At 69.9% G+C, this 22,751-nt stretch carries 21 protein-coding genes, 1 tRNA gene and 1 pseudogene; 6 read left to right on the top strand and 17 right to left on the bottom strand.

The window, feature by feature from the left end:
• From G6022_RS01760 to G6022_RS01735, 6 genes and pseudogenes are all read right to left on the bottom strand, one after another.
• Positions 1–441, bottom strand: a pseudogene (locus G6022_RS01760) (WYL domain-containing protein); the annotation flags it as partial.
• Positions 442–451: 10 nt separating this feature from the next.
• Positions 452–1,858: a Pup--protein ligase gene (gene pafA, locus G6022_RS01755; protein ID WP_179525264.1), complete on the bottom strand. Its 1,407-nt coding sequence runs from the start codon at positions 1,856–1,858 to the stop codon at positions 452–454.
• 6 nt (positions 1,859–1,864) lie between these two features.
• A complete protein-coding gene (locus G6022_RS01750; protein ID WP_017836742.1) occupies positions 1,865–2,041 on the bottom strand; it encodes a ubiquitin-like protein Pup in 177 nt (58 codons plus the stop codon).
• 46 nt (positions 2,042–2,087) lie between these two features.
• Complete coding sequence (dop, locus tag G6022_RS01745) at positions 2,088–3,569, bottom strand: depupylase/deamidase Dop (RefSeq protein ID WP_182639412.1); 1,482 nt, start codon at positions 3,567–3,569, stop codon at positions 2,088–2,090.
• A gap of 32 nt (positions 3,570–3,601) precedes the next feature.
• Complete coding sequence (gene arc, locus G6022_RS01740; RefSeq protein WP_182609556.1) at positions 3,602–5,302, bottom strand: proteasome ATPase; 1,701 nt, start codon at positions 5,300–5,302, stop codon at positions 3,602–3,604.
• Between the two features lie 115 nt (positions 5,303–5,417).
• Positions 5,418–6,257, bottom strand: coding sequence for a tRNA (adenine-N1)-methyltransferase (locus tag G6022_RS01735; RefSeq protein WP_179525267.1), 840 nt, complete (start codon positions 6,255–6,257; stop codon positions 5,418–5,420).
• 57 nt (positions 6,258–6,314) lie between these two features.
• Here G6022_RS01735 and G6022_RS01730 point away from each other — a divergent pair, with 57 nt between their 5' ends.
• Entirely contained in the window at positions 6,315–7,244 is a 930-nt protein-coding gene (locus tag G6022_RS01730; RefSeq protein WP_182639410.1) for a RecB family exonuclease, read from the top strand.
• On the top strand, positions 7,244–8,011 hold the full coding sequence (locus tag G6022_RS01725; RefSeq protein WP_182640650.1) for a thioesterase family protein: 768 nt from the start codon (positions 7,244–7,246) through the stop codon (positions 8,009–8,011). The genes G6022_RS01730 and G6022_RS01725 overlap by 1 nt, the downstream gene beginning before the upstream one ends.
• Positions 8,012–8,067: 56 nt before the next feature.
• On the opposite strand, the gene hisG is transcribed toward G6022_RS01725, so the two are convergent.
• The 5 genes from hisG to metH form a co-directional block, all read right to left on the bottom strand.
• Positions 8,068–8,919 carry an ATP phosphoribosyltransferase gene (hisG, locus tag G6022_RS01720; RefSeq protein WP_179525270.1) on the bottom strand — a complete coding sequence of 284 codons (852 nt, stop codon included), beginning with the start codon at positions 8,917–8,919 and terminating at the stop codon, positions 8,068–8,070.
• A gap of 47 nt (positions 8,920–8,966) precedes the next feature.
• Positions 8,967–9,230: a phosphoribosyl-ATP diphosphatase gene (locus tag G6022_RS01715; RefSeq protein WP_179525271.1), complete on the bottom strand. Its 264-nt coding sequence runs from the start codon at positions 9,228–9,230 to the stop codon at positions 8,967–8,969.
• Positions 9,227–9,943 carry an HAD-IA family hydrolase gene (locus G6022_RS01710; RefSeq protein WP_182639414.1) on the bottom strand — a complete coding sequence of 239 codons (717 nt, stop codon included), beginning with the start codon at positions 9,941–9,943 and terminating at the stop codon, positions 9,227–9,229. The genes G6022_RS01715 and G6022_RS01710 overlap by 4 nt, the downstream gene beginning before the upstream one ends.
• A 75-nt stretch (positions 9,944–10,018) precedes the next feature.
• The gene (locus G6022_RS01705; protein ID WP_179525273.1) at positions 10,019–10,546 is read right to left on the bottom strand and encodes a hypothetical protein; all 528 of its coding nucleotides are present in this window, start codon (positions 10,544–10,546) and stop codon (positions 10,019–10,021) included.
• A 100-nt stretch (positions 10,547–10,646) separates the two neighbouring features.
• Entirely contained in the window at positions 10,647–14,207 is a 3,561-nt protein-coding gene (gene metH, locus G6022_RS01700) for a methionine synthase (RefSeq protein ID WP_182690938.1), read from the bottom strand.
• A gap of 49 nt (positions 14,208–14,256) precedes the next feature.
• Between metH and G6022_RS01695 the strand changes: the two genes are divergently transcribed.
• Entirely contained in the window at positions 14,257–15,183 is a 927-nt protein-coding gene (locus G6022_RS01695) for a PAC2 family protein (RefSeq protein ID WP_179525275.1), read from the top strand.
• A gap of 42 nt (positions 15,184–15,225) precedes the next feature.
• On the opposite strand, the gene mshC is transcribed toward G6022_RS01695, so the two are convergent.
• The 5 genes from mshC to G6022_RS01670 all read right to left on the bottom strand — a co-directional run bounded on the left by mshC (position 15,226) and on the right by G6022_RS01670 (position 19,525).
• On the bottom strand, positions 15,226–16,476 hold the full coding sequence (gene mshC, locus G6022_RS01690; protein WP_182639417.1) for a cysteine--1-D-myo-inosityl 2-amino-2-deoxy-alpha-D-glucopyranoside ligase: 1,251 nt from the start codon (positions 16,474–16,476) through the stop codon (positions 15,226–15,228).
• A 27-nt stretch (positions 16,477–16,503) separates the two neighbouring features.
• Positions 16,504–17,286, bottom strand: a complete 783-nt coding sequence (locus G6022_RS01685) for an SCO1664 family protein (RefSeq protein WP_179525277.1) — start codon at positions 17,284–17,286, stop codon at positions 16,504–16,506.
• The gene (locus G6022_RS01680; RefSeq protein ID WP_182639418.1) at positions 17,283–17,870 is read right to left on the bottom strand and encodes a DUF3090 domain-containing protein; all 588 of its coding nucleotides are present in this window, start codon (positions 17,868–17,870) and stop codon (positions 17,283–17,285) included. The genes G6022_RS01685 and G6022_RS01680 overlap by 4 nt, the downstream gene beginning before the upstream one ends.
• Before the next feature lie 61 nt (positions 17,871–17,931).
• Entirely contained in the window at positions 17,932–18,639 is a 708-nt protein-coding gene (locus tag G6022_RS01675) for a histidine phosphatase family protein (protein WP_182639419.1), read from the bottom strand.
• Between the two features lie 40 nt (positions 18,640–18,679).
• A complete protein-coding gene (locus G6022_RS01670; RefSeq protein ID WP_241730995.1) occupies positions 18,680–19,525 on the bottom strand; it encodes an undecaprenyl-diphosphate phosphatase in 846 nt (281 codons plus the stop codon).
• 175 nt (positions 19,526–19,700) lie between these two features.
• Here G6022_RS01670 and G6022_RS01665 point away from each other — a divergent pair, with 175 nt between their 5' ends.
• Both G6022_RS01665 and G6022_RS01660 read left to right on the top strand, forming a co-directional pair.
• Positions 19,701–20,732, top strand: a complete 1,032-nt coding sequence (locus tag G6022_RS01665) for a hypothetical protein (RefSeq protein ID WP_182639420.1) — start codon at positions 19,701–19,703, stop codon at positions 20,730–20,732.
• Positions 20,733–20,766: 34 nt separating this feature from the next.
• Complete coding sequence (locus G6022_RS01660; protein ID WP_182639421.1) at positions 20,767–21,834, top strand: quinone-dependent dihydroorotate dehydrogenase; 1,068 nt, start codon at positions 20,767–20,769, stop codon at positions 21,832–21,834.
• 3 nt (positions 21,835–21,837) lie between these two features.
• Here the strand turns inward: G6022_RS01660 and G6022_RS01655 are convergent, their stop codons facing one another.
• The gene (locus G6022_RS01655; protein ID WP_179525283.1) at positions 21,838–22,380 is read right to left on the bottom strand and encodes a YbhB/YbcL family Raf kinase inhibitor-like protein; all 543 of its coding nucleotides are present in this window, start codon (positions 22,378–22,380) and stop codon (positions 21,838–21,840) included.
• A 188-nt stretch (positions 22,381–22,568) separates the two neighbouring features.
• Here G6022_RS01655 and G6022_RS01650 point away from each other — a divergent pair.
• Positions 22,569–22,654: transfer RNA gene (locus G6022_RS01650), tRNA-Leu, on the top strand.
• The last annotated feature ends 97 nt before the right edge of the window (positions 22,655–22,751 follow it).

Below are 22,751 nucleotides of genomic sequence, written 5' to 3'. Positions count from 1 at the left end.
GGCGGCGGCGAGTTCGGCCGGGTCCTCCACCGACACGGTCGCGCCGGCGTCGTGGACGGGGTCGATACCCGCGGCGGTGAGCTTGGCCAGCGCGCCGTCCGCCCGTGCGGCCCGCTCCCCCTCGCGCCAGACCTCCGAGGCCACGGCCAACACGCCGGCCTGTTCGGGGGTGAGGGTGATCTCCGGGAGCTCGTAACCCCGGGCGGGGATCCGGTACCCGGCCGGGGACCCCGGTGCGAGTGAGGCTCCCTGTTCGAGGGGGACGCCGACGTCGCGGAGTTCCCGCTTGTCCCGTTCGAACATCCTCAGGTAGGCGGCCTCGTTCTCGCAGTCGTCGTATCCCTGGACCATCCTGCGGATCTCGCCCGCGGACAGGTAGGCGCTGGTCGACCGCAGGCAGATGACGAGGTTGACCAGTCGTTGCGACTTGGAGGTGGACACGGGCAGGACGCTATCGCCCGAGCGCGGCGATGAGGTCGTCGACACGCGGGTCCTCCGCTGCGAACGGGTCGGTGAGAGCGACCGTGGGCAGGGTGCCGTCGGCGACCTTCAGATGCACCCAGTCCACCGTGTAGTCGCGTCCGGCCCCGGCGGCCGCGGAGATGAATCGACCTCGCAGTGCCGCGCGGGTGGTCTCCGGCGCGGAGTGCCGGGCCCTGTCGATCTCGGGGTCGTCCACGACCCGTGAGACCAGGCCGCGGCGCTCGAGCACCGAGTGCAACCCACGTCCCGGTCGGATGTCGTGGTAGGTCAGGTCGATCTGGGCGAGCCTGGGGTGATCGAGGTCGGCCCCGGTCCGGTCCTGTACCTGTCGGATCAGCCGGAGCTTCGCGGCCCAGTCGATGTCCGCGGCGATCGCGTCGTGGTCACCGGACTCGACCGCGTCGAGGACCCGTTCCCACAGGGCCACGCATCGCTCCACGACCGGGCGGTCGTCGCGCTCCCACCCGCCGCGAGCGAGGTGGCGGTGGACGGCGGCCAGGAACTCCCGCTGGATCTCCAGGGCGGTCATCGTGGTGCCGTCGGTGAGCCCGACCGGCCGGGTTCCGGTGAGGTCGCGGCTGATCTCCCTGATCGCGCGGACCGGGTGGGCGATCGCCATCGGACGCAGTTCGACGCCGGCCTCGAGCATCTCCAGCACGAGCCGGGTGCTGGCGATCTTGAGCAGTGTCGTGGTCTCGATCATGTTGGAGTCGCCCACGATCACGTGCATCCGCCTGAACCGGGTCGAGTCCGCGTGCGGCTCGTCACGGGTGTTGATGAGCGGCCGCGAACGCGTGGTGGCCGACGAGACGCCGTCCCACATGTGTTCGGCGCGCTGGGAGAAGCAGAATGTCGGACCCTCGTCCTCCGCGACGCCCACCCCGGCCGGGGTCCCGGGCAGGATCTTGCCCGCGCCGCAGATCAGTTGGCGGCTCACCAGGAACGGCAGCAGGGTGGTGGCCATGCTCCTGACCTGGGTCGAGCGGTCCAGAAGGTAGTTCTCGTGGGACCCGTAGGAGTTCCCGACCGTATCGGTGTTGTTCTTGAACAGGTAGACCTTGGCATCGATCCCCTCGGTCGCGAGCGACTGCTCGGCACGGACGGCGAGATCGTCGATGATCCGCTCCCCCGCCCTGTCGTGGGCCACGATCTGTTCCAGGCCGTCGCACTCCGCGGTCGCGTACTCGGGATGGGAGCCGACGTCCAGGTAGAGGCGGGACCCGTTCTCGAGGAACACGTTCGAGCTGCGCCACCGCTCGACGACGGGCCGGAAGAAGTACCGGGCGATCTCGTCGGGCCCGAGCGATCGCGAGCCCTCGCCACCGACGCTGGTGATCCCGAACTCCGTCTCGATCCCGACGATGCGACGGATCATGGCTGTCTACTGCCCGCCCTTCTGGACGTAGGACTTCACGAACTCCTCGGCGTTGGTCTCGAGGATGTCGTCGATCTCGTCGAGGAGGGAATCGGCGGACGAGGTCTGGGCGGTCTTGGCGACCTGCCCGGCCTCGTCGTCCGACTCGCCTGCGCCGCCGGCGCTCTTCTGGATCTGGGACATGGTGTGGGCTGCTCCTGTGTCGGTGTGGGCGGGGTGGACGGGGTGCTCAGTGGACAGGCGGGCCGTCGGGGCTGAGGAAGTCCGGGTGGGCGTCGCAGTGGGCCCGGGTCCCCGTGTACGGGTCGGCCAGGTCGACGTGACGGTGGTCGCCGCGGGAATCGACGACGACGACGTGATCCCATCCCGCGGCGTGGATGCGGTCGCCGAGTTCGGCCAGGAAGCGACCCCTGGCCCAGGCCCGCGTGGACTCGGGAGGGGTCGTGATCGCGGCCTCCACCTGTGCCTCGGTGACCAGTCTGCGCATGGCCCCCTTGCTCACGAGACGGTTGTAGAGTCCGCGGTCGGGGTCGATGTCGTGGTACTGGACGTCGATGAGGGCGAGTCGCGCGTGGTCCCATTCCAGCGAGTCCCGTGTCCGGAACCCCTCCAGGAGCCGGAGTTTGGCCGGCCAGTCGAGCCGGTCGGCGCACGACATCGGGTTCTGTTCGAGCGCGTCGAGGATCTCCCGCCACTCGGCCAGGACCTCGACGGCCCATCCGGGACGCCCGGTGCCGTCCCCGACGAGCGCGGAGACGCGGCCGAGGATCTCCCGCTGGAGGGCGATCCCCGTGAACTCCCGTCCGTCGGGCAGGGCGACGGTGGCGGTGAGGGTCGGGTCGTGGCTGATGATGTGCACCGCCTCGACCGGGTCGACCGGGACCAGGTCGGAGAAGTCGACTCCGGCCTCGATCGCGTCGAGCACGAGGCAGGTGGTGCCGATCTTGAGGTAGGTGGCCAGCTCGGACATCGTCGCGTCGCCGATGATGACGTGGAGACGCCGCCATGTCTCATCCGGGGCGTGCGGCTCGTCGCGGGTGTTGATGATCCCGCGGCGCAGTGTGGTCTCGAGTCCGGTGAGGACCTCGATGTAGTCGGCACGCTGGGAGAGCTGGAAACCCGCCTCCTCGCCGGACTGGCCGAGGCCGACGCGACCGGCCCCGCAGTACACCTGGCGGGAGAGCAGATGCGGCGCCAGGCTCATCGTCAGGGCGTCGAAGTCGACGTCGCGACGCACGAGGTAGTTCTCGTGGGCGCCGTAGGACGCGCCCTTGCCGTCGACGTTGTTCTTGTAGAGCTTGAGCTCGGCGTTGCCCTCGACGGCGGACGACTCGCGGCCGGCCCGGTGCATGATCCGTTCCCCCGCCTTGTCCCAGATCACGGCGTCGATCGGCGAGTCCACCTCGGGCGACGAGTACTCGGGGTGCGCGTGGTCGACGTAGAAGCGTGCGCCGTTGGTCAGTACCCGGTTGGTCACCCCGAACTCGCTGGGGTCGTAGGCGCGGGCGGAGCCGAGATCGAACCCCCGGGCGTCGCGGAGGGGTGATTCGGACCCGTAGTCCCAGCGGGTCCCGTCGGTCGCCCCGGAACCCTCACTCGGGTCGGTGTAGGCCTTGACCACCTGGGTCGAGGTGACCACCGAACTGAGCAGCGGCTGGCCCACCGCGACTATCCCGAACTCGATCTCGGTCCCGATCACCCGGCCACGCATGCTCTCGCCGGACGTTGTCCGGACGGGCGGGGTCACCGGTCGTCCTCCCGGCTCGGGACGGTGACCTCGACCACGCGTTCACCGCGGACGCCCGTCAGACGCGCCCACTCCTGCGGGTTGGAGGTGTTGGGCAGGTCGGTGTTCTCCGCGAACTCCGCGTCGACGGCGTCGAGGAAGTCGTCGGTCGTCAGACCCTGCCCGGTGCCGTGCACGATGTCCTTGATCGCGAGCTTCTTGGCCCGGTCCACGATGTTGCGCAGCATCGCCCCGGAGGTCAGGTCCGCGAGGTACAGGGACGACCGGCGGCCCGATGCGTAGACCAGATGGACGTAGGTCGTGGACTCGTCCCTGGTGTAGAGCCGGTCGACGATGCGCGAGATGAGACCCCGGACGTGCTCGGCGCCATCGGTCGAACCGACCTCGTCCGGGTCGAAACGAAGGTCGGGGGTGATGTACTTGGCCAGGATGTCGGCCGCGGCGTCGGCGTCCGGCCGGTCGATGCGGATCTTGAGATCGAGACGCCCCGGTCGCAGGATCGCCGGGTCGATCATGTCCTCCCGGTTGGAGGCACCGATGACGATGACGTTGCGCAGGTCCTCCACGCCGTCGATCTCGGCGAGGAGCTGCGGGACGATCGTGGTCTCCATGTCCGAGGAGATGCCCGACCCGCGGGTGCGGAAGATCGAGTCCATCTCGTCGAAGAAGACGATCACCGGGTTGCCCTCGGTCGCCTTCTCCCGCGCCCGCTCGAAGATCGACCGGATGTGTCGCTCGGTCTCTCCCACGTACTTGTTGAGCAGTTCCGGGCCCTTGATGGAGAGGAAGTACGAGTTGGGGTACCGGCCGTCGGTGACGTCCTGTCCGCGCGACTTCGCGGAGGCCAGCGCCAGCGAGTGCGCGACCGCCTTGGCGATCAGGGTCTTTCCGCACCCGGGAGGGCCGTAGAGGAGGACGCCCTTGGGCGGGGAGAGATGGAACTCGCGGTACAGGTCGTGATGGATGAAGGGCAGTTCGATGGCGTCACGGATCTGCTCGATCTGGGGGCCGAGACCGCCGATGTCGGAGTACTCGACCATCGGGATCTCCTCGAGCAGGAGCTCGTCGACCTCGGCCTTGGGCACGACCTCGAACGCCACGCCGGCCTTGGGGTCCACCAGGACCGCGTCGCCCGGGCGCACCGGAGCCGGGTGATCGGCGGTCCGCCCGCCGCGCAGGCCGGTCGCCAGATGCACGACGTGCTCCTCGTCGTTGCCCATCACCACGCGGGCCCGCACGCCGTCGGCCAGGACGTCCCGGAAGACGGCGGTCACGCCCGTGACCGGGAGTCCGGTGCAGGCCTCGATGACGGTCATGGCCTCGTTGAGCCGGACGGTGGCCCCCGCCGAGAGGACGGAGGCGTCGACCCCGGGCGCGAGAGTGAGCCGCATCCGCCGACCGGCGGCCATGACCTCGGCGGTCTCGGCGTCCGTCGGTTCCTGCAGCACGATCCCGTAGGTGCTGGGCGGTGTGCCGAGGCGCTCGACCTCGCCCTTGAGGGCCTCCAGCTGATCACGGGAGTCCTTGAGGAGCTCGGCGAGCCTGACGTTGCGGGCGCCGAGGGCGTCGATCTTGACCGACTTCTCGCGGTCCGTGCGGGCCCCCTCGTCGACCGCCCTGCGCAGCCGCGCGAGCTCGACCCGGTCCAGCGTCACGCTGTCGCCGCCCCGCTCGTCCGGGGAACGTCCCTCGGTCACCTCGATCACCTGCCCTCCGACTCTCGGACGACACCCTCGTCGTCGTCGCCTCCACCCTATCGCCGGGGTGAGTGGCCGCGTGAGGGGCGGGTGAGTGCGACTCCTCGGGCCGAACTCAGTGCTTGCCGGCCCGGCGCCTGGGCTTGAGCGTGGTCACGCCCTCCGCGAGTCGACGGGCGGTGACCAGGAACGCGGTGTGGCCCTGGATGCGGTGCTCGGGGCGGACGGCCAGGCCCACCACGTGCCACCCGCGGTTGATCGACTCCCACGCCCGGGGTTCGGTCCAGCACTCCTGGCGCCGGAGCGCCTCCACGACGTCCGACATCTGGGTGGTGGTGGCCACGTACACCACCAGGACCCCCCCGGGCACCAGCACGTCGCTCACCGTGGGCAGGCACTCCCAGGGCGCGAGCATGTCCAGCACCACCCGGTCGACCTGTCCGCCCAGGGCCTCGACCGACGTCTCCGCCAGGTCGGCGACCCGCAGGTCCCAGTTCTCGGGGTGTTCGCCGTAGAAGGTCCGGACGTTGCGCTCGGCGTGCTCGGCGTGGTCCTCGCGGATCTCGTACGACAACACCCGGCCCCCGGGGCCCACCGCACGCAGCAGCGAACAGGTCAGGGCGCCGGAACCCGCGCCCGCCTCGAGCACCCGCGCGCCGGGGAACACGTCGCCCTCGTGGACGATCTGTGCGGCGTCCTTGGGGTAGATGACCTGGGCGCCGCGCGGCATCGACAGGACGTAGTCGGTGAGCAGCGGACGTAGCGCCAGGTAGTCGGCATCCCCGGACGACCTGACGATCGACCCCTCCGGGGTACCGATCAGGTCGTCGTGGCGGACGGCGCCGTGGTGGGTGAAGAACTCGGCTCCCTCGACCAGGACGACGGTGTACTTGCGTCCCTTGGTGTCGGTGAGCTGGACGCGGTCGCCGATGACGAACGGGCCGGATCGCTGCACAGTGGACCTCCAGGGGACGGCGGCCGGTTGTCCGACCGGTTGTCTACCCTGCCAGGTGTGACGGATCCCCTGGAAATCGGCGGCAGTGGTACCCCGGCCTCCCCGGCCGATCCGGAGGGCGTGCCCCCGCCGGAGCGCAGGCCCCTGGCGTTGTCGGCGTCGCGGGCGGCGGACTTCCGGCAGTGCCCGCTGCTCTACCGGCTCAAGGCGATCGACAGGATCCCGGAACCGAAGACCCGCGCCCAGGTCCTGGGTACCGTCGTCCACTCGGTGCTCGAGGACCTGTACGCACTGGAGCAGTCGGAGCGCGCCCCGGAGCGCGCCGCGGAGCTGGTCCCCGCCGCGGTGGAGCACTTCTACGCGGTCGGCGGCGGCGCCGAGGTGGTGCCGCTCTCCGCCCGGGCGGAGTTCCAGACGGAGGTCGCCGCGTTGGTGTCCGCGCTCTACGGTGTCGAGGATCCCCGGCGCTTCTCCCCCGCCGCGTGTGAGCAGTACCTCGTCACCTCGACCGCGTCCGGTACCCCGCTCCACGGGTACCTGGACCGGGTCGACGTGGCGCCGACCGGTGAGGTCAGGGTGGTCGACTACAAGACGGGTAAGCCACCACATCCGCGTTACCAGACTCAGGCGATGTTCCAGATGCGGTTCTACGCCCTGATGTACCAGCAGATCCACGGGGTGATGCCGGCACAACTCAAGCTGATCTATCTCAGGAACGGCAGCTGGCTGACCCTCTCCCCCGATCTCGCCACGCTCGTGGAGACCGAGACCGAGCTCGACTCACTGTGGGCGGAGATAGAGCGGGCGGGTGAGACCGGGATCTTCCCCCCGCGCACCTCCCGGCTGTGCGACTGGTGCAACCACCAGGCGTTGTGCCCGGCGTTCGGGGGTACCCCGCCGGAGTACCCGGGATGGCCGGGGCGTCGCGTGATACCTCTCGATCCGGGGACGCCCGATGCGGGACACGCCGGACCGAGGAGCACATGATGACGCAGGCCTACTTCGAGCCGCTGGGCACGGATGACGGCTGGGAAGTGTTCCGGGCGACCCCGCACACGGTGAGCGCCTGGGGCCCGGATCTGCAGCACGGGTCTCCGCCCTCGGCCGTCCTCACCCGCGCCATGGATCGCCTCGAGCGGACGGAGACGACGAGGATCGCCCGCGTCACGGTGGACCTGCTGGGCCCGGTGCCGCTGGGCGAGGTCCGCACCCGGGCCCGCGTCGTCCGGCCCGGTCGCCGGATCCAGCTGCTGGAGTCGGAACTGGAAGCGGGGGGCCGGATCGTCGCCCGGGCGAGTGCCTGGCGGATGGCCGTCGGCGACACCGCCGAGGTCGAGCAGTCGGCCGACCGTCCGCGCGAGCTCCCGGAGGTGGATCGCGACAGCGGCTTCTTCGACCGGTGGACCAGTGGCTACATCGACTCGCTGGAGATCCGCGGTGCGGGCGACGGGGTCGTCTGGGCCCGTCCCACCCTCCCCCTGGTCTCCGGGGAGGAGATGACTCCGGCGGAACGGGTCATGTCGGTGGCCGACATCGCGAACGGCGTCGGGGCCGTTCTCGAACCCGACGAATGGCGGTTCCTCAACACCGATCTGGTCACCCACCTGCACCGGCGGCCCGTCGGCGAGTGGATCGGGGTCACCGCGTCCGCCTCGATCGGCCCCGACGGCGTCGGGGCCACGTCCGGGACCCTGTACGACGAGGTGGGAGCCATCGGCCACACGCTGCAGGCTCTGCTCGTCGAACGGGTCTGAGTCGATCGGGCGCCGAGGCGTGCCGCGCACCGCCGCACCACCGGGACCGCAGTGCGTCACCCCATGCGGCAGGACCGGATGTCCGTGGCGATGACCGCCTTGGCGCCGGCCGCGACCAGCTCGTCCATGATCGAGTTGACCTTCTTGCGCGGCACCATCGACCGCACCGCCACCCAAGCCGGGTCGGCCATCGGGGAGACGGTGGGTGACTCGATGCCAGGGGTGATGGCCGAGACCGACTCCAGGAGCTCCTTGGGGCAGTCGTAGTCCAACATCATGTACTGCTGGGCAAACACGACGCCCTGCAGGCGGGCCCTCATCTGTGCCATCGCAGGGGTCGTCTCGGCGCCGGCGCGCGCGACCAGGACGCCCATCGAGTCGCACAGGACGTCCCCGAAGGCCTCCAAACCGTGCACCTTGAGTGTCCGACCCGAACCCACCACGTCGGCGATGCAGTCCGCCACCCCGAGCTGGATGGAGATCTCCACCGCGCCGTCCAGCCGGATGACCTCCGCCTCGATCCCCCGCTGCTCAAGGTCGCGGCGGACGATGTTGGGGTACGACGTCGCGATTCGGGCCCCCGCCAGACGGTCCGTGGTCCACCCGGCACCGGAGGGGCCGGCGTAGCGGAAGGTGGAGTGTCCGAAGCCGAGGTCGAGGAGCTCGTCCACCTCCGCCATCGAGTCCATACTCAGATCCCTGCCGGTGATCCCCAGCTCGAGTCGCCCCGAGCCCACGTAGACGGCGATGTCCTTGGGTCGCAGGAAGAAGAACTCGACGTCGTTCTCACGGTCGATCAGCGTGAGGTCCTTACTGCCCTCAGTACGCCGGCGGTACCCCGCCTCGGACAGCATCTCGGAGGCGGACTCGGACAGGGCGCCCTTGTTGGGCACTGCGACACGCAGCATGATGGCGGCTCCAGGATTCGGTGCGGGAGGGGTGCTCGGGGTGGCGGTCAGAGATGCCGGTAGACGTCCTCGAGACCGAGTCCGCGCTTGAGCATCATGACCTGGGTCCAGTAGAGGAGCTGCGAGATCTCCTCGGCCAGTTCCTCATCCGACTGGTACTCGGCGGCGATCCACACCTCGCCCGCCTCTTCGTTGACCTTCTTGCCCAGATGGTGCACGCCCTTGTCGAAGGCGGCGACGGTGCCGGAGCCCTCGGGTCGCGCGGCGATGCGCTCGGACAGCTCGGCGAACAGGGAGTCGAAGGTCTTCACGCGCCCGATTGTCCCACAGCCGCAGCCACGGGCGTGCCCGAGGTGAGGGCGACGAGACCGGACGCGTTCACGCCCGTGAGGCTCGGGTGGGTGTGTGCCCCGACCACGTCCGGTTGTCCGTCGGTCGACGGGACGTACAGGACCCGGCATCCCGCGGCGACCGCCGAGGTGGCGCCGGTGACCGAGTCCTCGACCGCGACGGCGGTGGTGGCCTCGACCCCGAGCCGCGAGCACGCCAGCAGGTAGGGGTCGGGTTCCGGCTTGGGGTCGGCCACCATGCACCCCGTCACCACCACATCGAACCGCGAACGGTCGATGAACTCCAGCGGCACCGCCGCGACGTCTGCGGTCGTGTTGGTCACCAGGGCGACCGGGGCGTTAGTCGAGGCGAGGTCCTCCAGCAGCTCCTCGGCCCCCGGCCGCCACCGCATATCGGACCGCATCAGCTCGGTGACCCGTGAGTTGAGCCGGAGGGCCAGTCGATCGAACTCGGCGCCCTCGATGGTGCGCCCGGTGTACTCGCCCAGGATCGCGAAGAACCCGGGGAGCGAGTTGCCCAGGGTCCGCTCGCGGGTCGCCTCGTCGAGCGGACGGCCCAGGTACTCGGCGAGCTCGTAGACGGCGATGTCCCACAATCGCTCGGTGTCGACGAGCGTGCCGTCCATGTCGAGACACACGGCGGCGGGGAGACGGGAGTACGAAATGCTGGTCACGGGCTACTGTCTACCGGACAACGGGCCACCGGGGGTACCGTGACCGGCCCCGTTGGTTCCTCCGTCAACCGCCGTTCAGTGGCAGTTCCCCGCAGGAACGAGGAATCGTTCGGTATGGGTTGCGGAGGCGAACGGTGCGACCGACCCGGGGGCGAAGGTGGGTAGGGCGGACCTACTGGTGGTGATGGTGACCGCCAGCCGTCCGTGTCCGGTGAACACCCCGCCGACGCCCACTTCGGGTCCGGTCGACTGGACCGTGCGCACGCCCCTCGCGTCGGTATCGATGTTGTGCCACTCCACGGTGGCGGAGTTGAACGGGAAGAGGGTTGCCGAGAAGTCGAACGAGCCGACGGGCTGGTCGAGGTCCCTGGCGTTCGCGCTCAGTGCCTGGTGGAAGCGCTCGTCTCCGCCCAGCTTGCAGGTGGTGAAGGCGCCGAAGCGAATGGTGTGCTCGCCGCCCAGCGGGTACGGCATACGGACGTCCCAGGCCGGCGAGGGGTGCCACACCTGGGCCGAGGCCGCAGGCGCGAGTGCCACGGCTGCCCCTCCGGCGAGAAGGCTCGCCACACAGGTCAGGGCGGCTGATCGACGGAAGGTGGTCATATCTGGCTCCTCGCCGGCGCTCTCGGTGGACTGTCGCCGAGTTGGTCTCTCTCTGTTCATCGACCGGGCATCACAAGGTGTTAGCAGTGCGGTGCCCTGGTCAGACGTTGAAGTACTTGGCCTCCGGGTGGTAGAGCACGAACGCATCCGTCGACTGCTCGGGGTGAAGCTGCAGTTCCTCCGACAGCTCGACCCCGATTCGCTCCGGCTCCAGCAGGTCCACCACGACCTTGCGGGACTCCAGGTCCGGGCACGCGCCGTAACCGAAGCTGTAGCGGGCTCCCCGGTACTTGAGGTCGAAGTAGTCGTGAATGGTGTCGGGGTCCTCGTCCGAGACAGCGCCCTCGGGCAGGCGCAGTTCGTCGCGCACCCGCCGGTGCCAGAACTCGGCCAGCGCCTCGGTGAGCTGGACCGACAGGCCGTGGACCTCGAGGTAGTCGCGGTAGTTGTCCGCCGCGAACAGCTCGTTGGCGAAGTCCGCGATCGGGGTCCCCATGGTGACGAGCTGGAAGGGCAGGACGTCGACGGTTCCCTCGGCCTCGCAACGCTCCTTGGAGGCCAGGAAATCCGGGATGCTCAGGAACCGTCCCCGCTGTTGGCGGGGGAAGGAGATCCGGTGCAGCACCTCCGCGTCCGGACGAGGCTCGGCCAGCACACAGATGTCCTCGCCGTCGGAGTAGGCCGGGAAGTACCCGTAGACCACAGCGGAGTGGGCCAGGATCCTCTCGGTGGTGAGTCGGTCGATCCATGAACGCATGCGCGGCCGACCCTCGGTGGCGACCAGCTCGTCGTAATCGGGGCCGTCCCCGCTGCGCGTCCCGCGAAGTCCCCACTGCCCGAAGAACAGCGCACGCTCGTCGAGGTGACCGACGTAGTCGGCGACGGGGATGCCCTTGGCGATCCGCGTGCCCCAGAAGGGCGGGGTGGCGATCGGCTGGTCCGCCGCGACGTCCGACCTCGCCGGGACGACGACGGGCTCGGCCTCGGCGGCCCGTTTGGCGGCGATCCGCTCGCTGCGGGCCCGGCGCTCGCGCCGTTCGGCGGCCTTGGCCGACGCGTCCGAGGACTCGGACATGGGGACGCCGGTCCGCTTGGCCGTCATCACCTCGTCCATCAGGCGCAGTCCCTCGAACGCGTCGCGGGCGTAGAACACGTCGCCCTCGTACATCCCGGCGAGGTCCACCTCGACGTAGGCGCGCGTCAGGGCGGCACCACCCAGCAGGACCGGGAAGTCGCCGGCGATGCCCTCGGAGTTGAGCTCCGCGAGGTTGTCCTTCATCACCACGGTGGACTTGACCAGGAGGCCGGACATGCCGATCACGTCGGCCTTGTGCTCCCGGGCCGCCGAGATGATGTCCGCGATCGGCTGCTTGATGCCGATGTTGACCACGTCGTACCCGTTGTTGGACAGGATGATGTCCACCAGGTTCTTGCCGATGTCGTGGACGTCGCCCTTGACCGTCGCCAGGACGATGCGGCCCTTGCCGTCCTCGTCGCTCGCCTCCATGTGGGGTTCCAGATGGGCGACAGCGGTCTTCATGGTCTCGGCAGACTGCAGGACGAACGGCAGCTGCATCTGGCCCGAACCGAACAGTTCGCCGACCGTCTTCATGCCACTGAGCAGGTGGGTGTTGATGATCTCGAGCGGGGGGATCTCCTGCATCGCCGCATCGAGATCGGCTTCGAGGCCCTTGCGCTCGCCGTCGACGATCCGCGCCGACAAGCGGTCCATGAGCGGCATCGCGGCGAGCTCGGCCGCTCTCGCGTCCTTGGTGCTCGCGGTGGACACACCGTCGAAGAGCTCCATGAACACCTGGAGCGGGTCGTACCCCTCCTTGCGGCGGTCGTAGACGAGGTCGAGCGCGACCTCCCGCTGGCGATCGTCGATCTTGCTCATGGGCAGGATCTTGGAGCTGTGCGCGATCGCGGTGTCCAGGCCGACCTGGATGCACTCGTGCAGGAACACGGAGTTGAGCACCTGGCGCGCGGCGGGATTGAGGCCGAACGAGATGTTGGACAGTCCCAACGTGGTGTGGATTCTCGGGTGCGATCGGGTGAGCCTGCGAATGGCCTCGATGGTCTCGATCCCGTCCCGTCGCACCTCCTCCTGGCCGGTGGAGATGGGGAAGGTCAGGCAGTCGATGATGATGTCGTCCTCGGCGATCCCCCAGTTCTCCGTGAGGTCGGCGATGATCCGCTCCGCGATCTCGACCTTGCGGTCCGCCGTGCGCGCCTGGCCCTCCTCGTCGATGGCCAGCCCGACCACCGCGGCGCCGTGGCGCGAGACCAGTTCCATGATCCTCTGGAATCGCGAGTCCGGTCCGGCCCCGTCCTCGTAGTTGACCGAGTTGACCGTGCACCGTCCGCCGAGGTGCTCCAGGCCCGTCCGGATGACCTCGGGTTCGGTCGAGTCGAGCATGATCGGCAGGGTCGAGGAGGTCGACAGCCGTCCGGCCAACTCGGCCATGTCCCCCGAGCCGTCCCGGCCGACGTAATCCACGCAGAGGTCGATCATCTGCGCCCCGTCCCGCATCTGCTCCTTGGCGATGTCCATGCAGGTGTCCCAGTCGGCGGCGAGCATCGCGTCCCGGAACCGCTTGGACCCGTTGGCGTTGGTGCGCTCGCCGATCATGAGGATGCCGGCGTCGGCCCGCAGCGGCGTCGAGCTGTAGAGGGAGGCGACCGCGTTGACCGGCTCGACCCGCCGCTCGGCCTTCGCCCGGGACCTCACCTCGTCCCGGAGGCGGGTGATGTGTTCGGGGGTGGTGCCGCAGCATCCGCCGACCATCGACAGCCCGAACTCGGAGACGAAGTCGGCGACCTGGGGGCCGAACGCCTCGGCGCCGAGCGGGTACACGGCTCCGTGTTCTCCCAGTTCGGGCAGTCCCGCGTTGGGCATGACGGAGACGGGGACGCCGGCGTGCTGGGTGAGGTAGCGCAGGTGCTCGATCATCTCGGCGGGCCCGGTGGCGCAGTTGAGGCCGATCATGTCGATGCCGAGCGGTTCGAGCGCGGTCAGTGCCGCCCCGATGTCGGACCCCAGGAGCATGGTCCCGGTGGTCTCGATGGTCACGTGCGTGATGATGGGCAGCCGGCGCCCGGCGGCGGCCATGCCGTCCTGGCAGCCCAGTACCGCGGCCTTGACCTGGAGCAGGTCCTGGCTGGTCTCCACGAGGAACGCGTCGGCTCCGCCCCGGGCCAGGCCCTCCGCCGCGCGGGCGTAGGCGTCCCTCATCTCCTCGAACGTGGACTGCCCGAGCGAGGGCAACTTGGTCCCCGGTCCGAGGGAGCCGAGCACCATCCGCGGGGTGCCGTCCTCGGAGGGGCCCATCTCGTCGGCGACCTGCCGGGCGATCGCGGCACCCTTCTCGGCCAGCTCGCCGATGCGGTCGACGATGTCGTAGTCCCCCAGGTTGGACAGGTTGCACCCGAAGGTGTTGGTCTCCACCAGATCCGCGCCGGCCTCGAAGAACGCACGGTGGATGTCCGCGACGACGTCCGGGCGGGTGGCGTTGAGGATCTCGTTGCATCCCTCCAGACCGAGGAAGTCGACGTCGACGTCCAGGTCCACCGCCTGCAACATCGTGCCCATCGCCCCGTCGCTGATCAGTACTCGCCGGCGGGCGGCGTCCAACAGGGGCGAATCGAAATCGACAGACATGGCCCCAGTGTATGGGTGCCCCGGAAGTGTCCGTCCGTAGGCTGTACTGATGACTGTCGAATGGACCCCCGACGGGCACCTCGATCTCGAGAGCCCGGTGATGATCGTGGCCTTCGAGGGCTGGAACGACGCCGCGGACGTGGCGACCGGGACCGTCGAACATCTCGCCCTGACCTGGGAGGCGCGGCAGATCGCGGAGATCGGTGGCGACGAGTTCTTCGACTACCTCGACCAGCGGCCGACGGTCCGGCATTCCGGCGGGGTGTCGCGATCGGTCGAGTGGCCACAGATCCTCGTGTCCGCGTGCCGACCGGACGGGTTCGACCACGACGTGCTGCTGGTCCGGGGGCCCGAGCCGGGTCTGAAGTGGCGCCGGTTCGCCTCCGAGTTCGTGGACCTCGTCGACACCCTGGGAGTCACCGAGGTGGTGCTGTTGGGTGCCTATCTCGCCGATGTGCCCCACACCCGCCCCGTTCCGCTCACCGGGACGGCGTTCAATCGGCAGAGGATGGCCGAGATGGGGGTCCGGGCCTCCGATTACGAGGGGCCCACCGGGATGACCGGGGTCCTCCAGCAACTCCTCACCGAGGCCGGGGTCCCGACGGTGAGTCTGTGGGCGGGTGTCCCCCACTACGTTGCCGCACCGCCCAATCCGCGCGGCACCGAGGCGGTGCTGTCCTGGTTGGCGGAGAACCTGGGGGTGGCCGTCCCGATGGACGCACTGCGCGTGCAGTCCCGCACGTGGGTCGCGAAGGTCGACGCCGCCGCCGGCGAGGACGAGGACCTCCGCGACTACATCCAGTCCCTGGAGGACCGGATGGACGACGAGAACGGTGTCGGGGCGGGGGTCGACCCCGAACCCGACCGTGGTCGGGCCGCTGACGGGGAGACGATGCCGCTGGTCGACGGCGAGTCGATCGCCGCCGAGTTCGAGCGCTTCCTGCGAGGCGAGCGGGACGAGCCCGACGCCGGGTAGACCGTCGCCCGTCAGACCGTCAGACCGGTCACCGGAACGCCGTCAGGTGGCGGGGGCGAGACCGAGCAGGGCGTCGAGGGCGGTCGCGATGGACGGTCCCGCGGACGGGTCGGACTCGTCCCCGGCCAGGGTCGCCTCGGCCCACCTGTCGACCGCGGCCAGGGCGCCGGGGGTGTCGAGGTCGTCCGCGAGACGTTCCCGCACGGCGATGATGGTCGCGGCGGAGTCGGCGCCCGATCCCCGGGAGATCGCACGGAACCACGTCTCGCACCGGGAGCGGGCCTCCGCGAGCAGGTCCTCCGACCAGGAGCGGTCCGTCCGGTAATGGCCGGCGGCCAGGGCGAGTCGGATGACGGCCGGGTCCACCCCCTGTTCGCGGAGTGTCTTGACCCGGACGAGATTGCCCAACGACTTGCTCATCTTGACCCCGTCGAGGCCGATCATCGCCGCGTGCACGTAGAAGCGCGCGAACGGGGAGCGGCCGGTCGCGGCCTCGGCGTGGGCGGCGGAGAACTCGTGGTGTGGGAACGCGAGGTCGCTGCCCCCACCCTGGATGTCGAACTCCATACCCAGGCGGTTCCGGGCGATCGCCGAACACTCGATGTGCCATCCGGGTCTGCCCGCCCCCCAGGGCGAGGGCCAGGACGGCTCCCCCGGTCGCTGCACCCGCCACAGCAGTGCGTCCAGCGGGTGCTCCTTGCCGGGCCGGTCCGGGTCCCCGCCGCGCTCGGCGAACGCGCCGGCCATCTCCTGGGCGTCGTACCCCGACTCGTACCCGAAGGCCGGGGTGGCCCGGTGTCGGTAGTAGACATCGGGGTACCCGTCGACCCCGGGATCGATCCGGTAGGCGTGGCCGCGGTCGACGAGCTCGGCGACCATCTCCACGACCTCGTCGATGGTCTCGGTGGCGGCCACGTAGTCGCGGGGTGGGAGCACGCGGAGCGCCTCCATGTCGGAGCGGAACAGATCGGTCTCGCGGTCCCCGAGTTCCCTCCAGTCCACGCCGTCGCGCTCCGCCCTTTCGAACAGCGGGTCGTCGACGTCCGTGGTGTTCTGGACGTAGTGGACCTCGTGTCCGGCGTCCAGCAGGAGCCGGTACACCAGATCGAACGTCAGGTAGGTCGCCGCGTGACCGAGGTGGGTGGTGTCGTAGGGGGTGATGCCGCAGACGTACATCCCTGCGACGGGCCCGGCGGACACCTCCCGGACCTGTCCGCTCGCCGTGTCGTACAACTTCAGGGGGGCACCGTCGCCGGGGACGGCGGGGACGGCAGGCGGGGGCCACGAGTGCATGCGGGCGAGTCTAGATACCGGGCGGGTTCAGAAGAGCGGCCAGGGTAACGGGTAGCCCGCTCCCGGTACGGGGAACACCTCGCCGTCGAGCAGTGCGGTGACCCGAGCGCCCAGTGCGCGTACCTCGGCGGGTGAGAGCAGGTCACGCAGGCTTTCCGCGAGGAGGGCGTCCCCGGACAGCCCGTCGCGCACCCTGCCCAGTCCCTCGAGATCCCCCGGGGGCAGCGGCTGGCCGGCCCACCCCCACAGGACGGTGCGCAGCTTCGGCTCGGTGTGGAACGACAGGCCGTGATCGATCGCCCAGATCAGGCCGGAGGTGTCGACGAGGACGTGTCCGCCCTTGCGGTCGGCGTTGTTGACGACGTGGTCGAACAACGCGATACGACGGAGCCGTTCGTCCAGGGCGTGCGCCACCACCACGTCCTCCCCGCGGGATCCCTCACCCCGGAGCACCGCCACCCGGCCGGGGGGAAGGGCGCCCACCGGGTGGACGTCCACCGGGTCGTGGCCGGGCGCCTCACCCCGGTCGAGCTCGTCGATCCATCGTTGCGCCATCCCCGGGCCGCCGGGGCCGTGTGCTCCCACCGTCTCGGGCACCAGGTCCCACCCCAGGGCCACGGACACCGCGTACGCCGCGATCTCCCGGGCCGCCAGGCTGCCGTCGGGGAAGTCCATGAGCGGCCGCTCCCCCGCCGACGGTTTGTACACCCAGTGCCCGCCCTCGGCGTCCACGCAGCGGTACACCGCGTTGCTTCCCGAGGGGATCCGGTGCAGAACGGTGAGTTCGGGGCCCGGCGGGCGGGCGGTCACGGGTCGACGAGGTCGGCGAGCGCATCACCGGAGCGCGGGAGGTACCCGTTGAGGCGGATGCACAGGTGACCCGTGGTGTCGATCGGCTCGCCGCACAGCGGGCACGGAGTGCGCCCGGCGGAGACGACCTTCTCGCTGCGCAGGACGAACTGCCGTGCACGCTGCGGGGTCAGGAACACGCGGAGCGCGTCCGGGGCGTCCTCCGCGTCCGAGAGGACCACCGACTCGTCGGTGGCGGTGGGGTCCGCCGCCAGCAGCTCCACGACGATCTGGCTCTTCTCGCCGTCCCACCCCAGGCCCATCGTGCCCACCTGGAACTCCGCGTCGACGGGCATCTCCAGCGGCGCCAGGTCGTCCACGACGCCGGCGGCCGGGGGGACGGGGACATCGGACTTCGCGGCGATCTCGTCGAGGAGATCCCCCATCCGCTCCGAGAGGATCTGGGCCTGTTGCTTCTCGCACCGGACGGAGACGGTTCGGCCGCCGCCCGTGGCCTGGACGAAGAACACGCGCTCGCCGGGTTGGCCGACCGTGCCCACCACGAACCGGGCCGGGTCGCGGAACTCGTGGACTTCCCTGCTCATGCCGGTCGTCTCCCTCGTGTGCTGCCGTGTGGTGCCGGGTGGTCCCGGGTGGAGGTGCGGTTCATAAGGGTACGTTCCCGCCGGGAACCGCGTCCGAGCTGGCGTCTCCGGTGGTGGCGTTGCCCACGTGTCCGGCGGGCTCCCCGCGGAGACTGGCGAGGTCTCCACCGGTGTCGTTGACCCGGAGGACGAACGGCCGGTGGGGGGTGTAGCGGACCACCGACACCGATCCCGGCTCCACCACGATGCGCTGGAAGTGGTCGAGATGCATCCCGTACGCGTCGGCGATCACCGACTTGATCACGTCTCCGTGGCTACACGCCACCCACAGCACGTCACGGCCCGCGTCCTCGGCCAGGCGGCGGTCGTGCTCCCGGACGGCCGAGACGGCGCGGGTGGCCATCTCGGCGAGGGACTCACCCCCGGGGAAGACGGCCGAGGAGGGGTGCTGCTGCACCACCGACCACATGTGTTCGGACGCGAGCTCGGTCAGGGTCCGTCCGGTCCAGGTGCCGTAGTCGACCTCGACCAGGCCCTCCTCGACCACCGGTTCCACCCCGAACGCGGCGGCCAACGGCTCGACCGTCTCCCGGCAGCGCATGAGCGGCGACCGGACGACCGCCTCGACCGGGAGACCGTCGAGACGTCGGCAGAGGTCCTGTGCCTGCGCCCGGCCCGTCTCGTCGAGCGCGACCCCGGACGTGCGGCCGGCCAGGGTGAGCGCGGTGTTGGCGGTCGAGCGGCCGTGGCGCAGGAGGATGACGGTCATGACGGCAGGTTACCGACGCCGCGCCACTTCGGTGGTGAGGTCAGGTCGCGGGGATCGCGCCGGTGGACAGCAGCGCGATGACGGCCAGGCCGAGGATGATGCGGTACCCGGCGAACCAGGCCAGCGAGTGGTTCTGCACGAAGCGCAGGAGCCACGCGATGGCGGCGTAGCCCAGCACGAACGCGATCACCGATCCCACGATCAGCTGGATCCCGGTGGCGGACTGCCCCACGGACGGCTCGAACGCGTCGGGGAGGCTGAACAACCCGGAGGCCAGGACCGCCGGGATCGCCAACAGGAAGGAGAACCGTGCGGCGGCCTCGCGGGACATGTTGAGGAACAGCCCGGCCGAGATGGTGCCGCCCGAACGGCTGACACCGGGGATCAGCGCCAGGCACTGGGCCAGTCCCATGACCACCGCGTCCTTCATCGTCAAGCCCTCGAGCGACTGGCCGTCGACGGGGCGGTCCTGCTTGGAGACCTTCTCCGCGATGAGGAACACGAACGAGAACGCGATCAGCACGATCGCCGTGATCCACAGGTTCCGGGCGGCGTCCCGGATGAGGTCCTTGCCGAAGAAGCCGATCACGGCGATGGGGACCGAGCCGATGATCACGTACCACCCGAGCCGGTAGTCCGGGTCGTCGCGGCGCCGGCGGTCGAACACCCCCCGGAACCACGCGACGAGGATCCGCACGATGTCCTTGAAGAAGAACACCAGCACGGCGGCCTCCGTGCCGAGCTGGATGACCGCCGTGAACGAGGCTCCCGCGTCCGCACCGAACAACCAGGTGGAGAAGATGCGGAGGTGCCCGGAGGACGAGACGGGCAGGAACTCCGTGATCCCCTGGATCACGGAGAGCACGATCACCTGGAGCCAGGACATGCCGTCCGCAGCGGGGGCGGCCAGGACCGTCGGGTTCACGGGCGCTGCTTTCTGTCGGGGAACGTCGGCACGGGCGCGGGTGTCTCACCGCACCGCCGTGAGGGTAGTCGTCCGGACCTGGACGGCGACTGAGGACCCGCGTGGGGGACACTGTGGAGAAGTCGAAAGGAACACCGTGCCCCTTCGTGTCCACCGCCGCTCCGCTGTGACCGCCGCTCTGCTCTCCCTCGCCGTCGGGCTCGCCGGCTGCGCGTCGACCACCAGCCAACTGGAGGACTACACCGGGATCGAGCAGGGTAACGCCCGACCCGCCGCGTCGCCCCAGGTCTCCGATCCCGAGGGCGGTGAGGTCGTCCCGGTCCCGGGTTCCGTGTCCTCGCTGGTCGCCGTGGGTGACACGGTGGTGGCGCAGGTCGACGGCCCGCCGACTCTGGAGATCGCCCGCGTGGACGGGACCCGATGGATCCCGGAGACGACCGTCGAGCTGCCCGCGGATGCGGGAACCGCCACTGCCGGGGTCGACGGGACGGTTCTTGTCCCCTTCGGCGACGGCGTCGTCGTGGTCACGGCGGCAGGTGACGCGCGCGAGATCTCGGGGCTCGGACCGGTCACCGCGGCGGCCGTGACCACCGACGGTCGCCTGCTCACGGGCGCCCCCGGCGGCGACGTGGTCGTCCGGGACGCCGACGGGACGGAACAACATCGCCTCGCAGGCCTGACATCGGTCGATCGGATCAGTGTGGCCCGGGACGGTTCGGTCACGGCGTTCAGCCGACCGGACACCGTCATCGCCAGCATCGACCTGGACGAGGACGGCGCGGGACCGCTCCTGCGCGCCGGGAAGGGCGCCGGGCGACTCGACGAGTACGGCGAGGGCACGGTCGTGGCCAGCGACACCGTGGGTGACACGCTCCTCGTCTACTCGACCTCCCCGATCCGGCTCCACCAGCAGTTCCCGGTCGCAGCGGCCCCCTGGGCGGTCGCCGGGGACCACACCCGGGACGTCGTCTGGGTCACCTCCACCGGAACCAATACCGTCCAGGCGTACGATCTCGGCGACGGCACAGGGGTCCGGCGTGCCGAGATCGCGACGGTACGTCAGCCGGACTCGCTGGTGGTCACGGCCTCCGGGACCGTGGTCGTCGGTTCCTCCGACGGTGCCGGCCTCCACCTGATGCGCCCATCACTGCCCGTGCCGTCGAGCTGATCGAAGGACCACCCACGTCCCATCGAGGAGGACCGTGTACTCGCTGATGAAGAGTGTGCTGTTCCGCTTTCCGGCGGAGCGGATCCACCACCTGGTATTCGGCTTTCTCAAGCTGCTGACCCTGGTGCCGCCACTGGGCTCCATGGTGCGCCGGTTCCTCGGCGTCCGGGATCCGGTGCTGGCCCAGGATGTCCTGGGACGTCGCTTTCCGGGGCCGCTCGGCCTCGCGGCCGGTTTCGACAAGAACGCGGCCGCCGTCGACTCGTGGGGGGCGATCGGCTTCGGTTTCAGTGAGGTCGGCACGGTCACCGCCTCACCCCAGCCCGGCAACCCGTCACCTCGTCTGTTCCGGCTGCCGGAGGACCGGGCCATCCTCAACCGCATGGGGTTCAACAACCACGGCGCGGGCAACGCGGCCAACAACCTGCGTCGTCGGCGCAGCAGCGACCCGGTGGGGATCAACATCGGCAAGACCAAGGTGGTGCCCGCGGAGGACGCCGTTCGCGACTACGTGGCCTCGGCCAGCATGCTCACCGGGCTGGCCGACTACATGGTGGTCAACGTCAGCTCCCCCAACACCCCCGGCCTGAGGGACCTGCAGGCGGTCGAATCGCTGCGTCCCATCCTCACGGCGGTCCGTGAGGTGGCGACGATCCCGGTGTTGGTCAAGATCGCCCCGGACCTGGACGACGCGGACATCGACGCGGTCACCGATCTCGTCGTGGAGCTCGGCCTCGCCGGCATCGTGGCCACCAACACCACCATCTCGCGCGACGGGCTCACGACCCCGGCGAGCACGGTGGCGGCGATGGGCGCGGGCGGGATCTCGGGGGCACCCGTCGCGGACCGGTCCCGCCAGGTGCTCGCCCGGATCCACGAGCGGGCCGGCGATCGGATCGTCATCATCTCGGTCGGCGGCGTCGAGACCCCGGAGGACGTGTGGGACCGCATCACCCACGGTGCTCATCTTGTCCAGACCTACACCGGCTTCGTGTTCACCGGCCCCGGTCTCATCCGTGGGACCAACAAGCTCGTCGCCCGACGGCTCCGGCAGGGCGGGTTCGCCTCCCTGGCGGAGGCCGTCGGTTCCGCGGTCAGCTGACTCTCACTGCTCGAAGAGCGCCGTGGTGGTCCCGCGGGCCAGGCCCTGCCCGAAGAGGTTGAACCCCACGAAGGCGCAGGAGGCGTCCTCTCCGAGTTCGATCTCGTCGCCGACGGCGTGAACGGCGAGGATGTACCGGTGCGGACCGTGGCCCTCCGGTGGGGCCGCACCCACGAACCCCCTGAACCCGGCGTCGTTGCGGACCACGACGGCCCCCTCCGGGAGGCCCGAGGTGTCGTCGCCGGTGCACGCCCCCTCCGGTAGCGAGGTCACGTCGGCCGGGATGTTGGCCACCGACCAGTGCCAGAACCCCGAGGCGGTCGGCGCGTCGGGGTCGAACACGGTCACCACATAGGTCCGGGTCCCCTCCGGTCCGGCACTCCAACTCACCTGGGGGGACTTGTCCTCGCCGCCTTCGACGCCCATCTTCCCGCCGAGCTGCGCGGACGACAGGGTGGAGCCCTCGGCGAAGGACTCGCTCGTCACCTCGAGCGCGGGGAGATCCGGAAGGGCGTCATAGGGGTTCGGCACGCGGAAGTCGGTCATCGTCATCCTCCTGGGTCGGACGGTGTGGGGAGGTATCCCCCAGCCGGTCACGTCCTTGTCTACCAGCGATGACCGGCAGGCGCCGTGTGTGAGCGGGGTCCGATTTGTCCCACGGTTCGCGCATCGGCTAGTGTCATTCCTCGCACGACCAAGCCGGGAACGAACCGGTGCAGGTCATCAGTGTGCGAGCGCGAGTGGCGGAATGGCAGACGCGCTAGCTTGAGGTGCTAGTGTCCTATTAACGGACGTGGGGGTTCAAGTCCCCCCTCGCGCACACTGTGTCGAGACAGTAGAAGTGGCCCCGGATCCGTGAGGATCCGGGGCCCACTTGTTTCCGGGAGGACTCCCGATGGCCCGCACGCCGCCACCCC

It is taken from the genome of Dietzia sp. Cai40, from assembly GCF_014145165.1.
Lineage (GTDB): Bacteria > Actinomycetota > Actinomycetes > Mycobacteriales > Mycobacteriaceae > Dietzia > Dietzia natronolimnaea.
The sequence above is the reverse complement of the archived record's forward strand: the minus strand, read 5'-3'. Positions and strand labels throughout refer to the sequence as shown.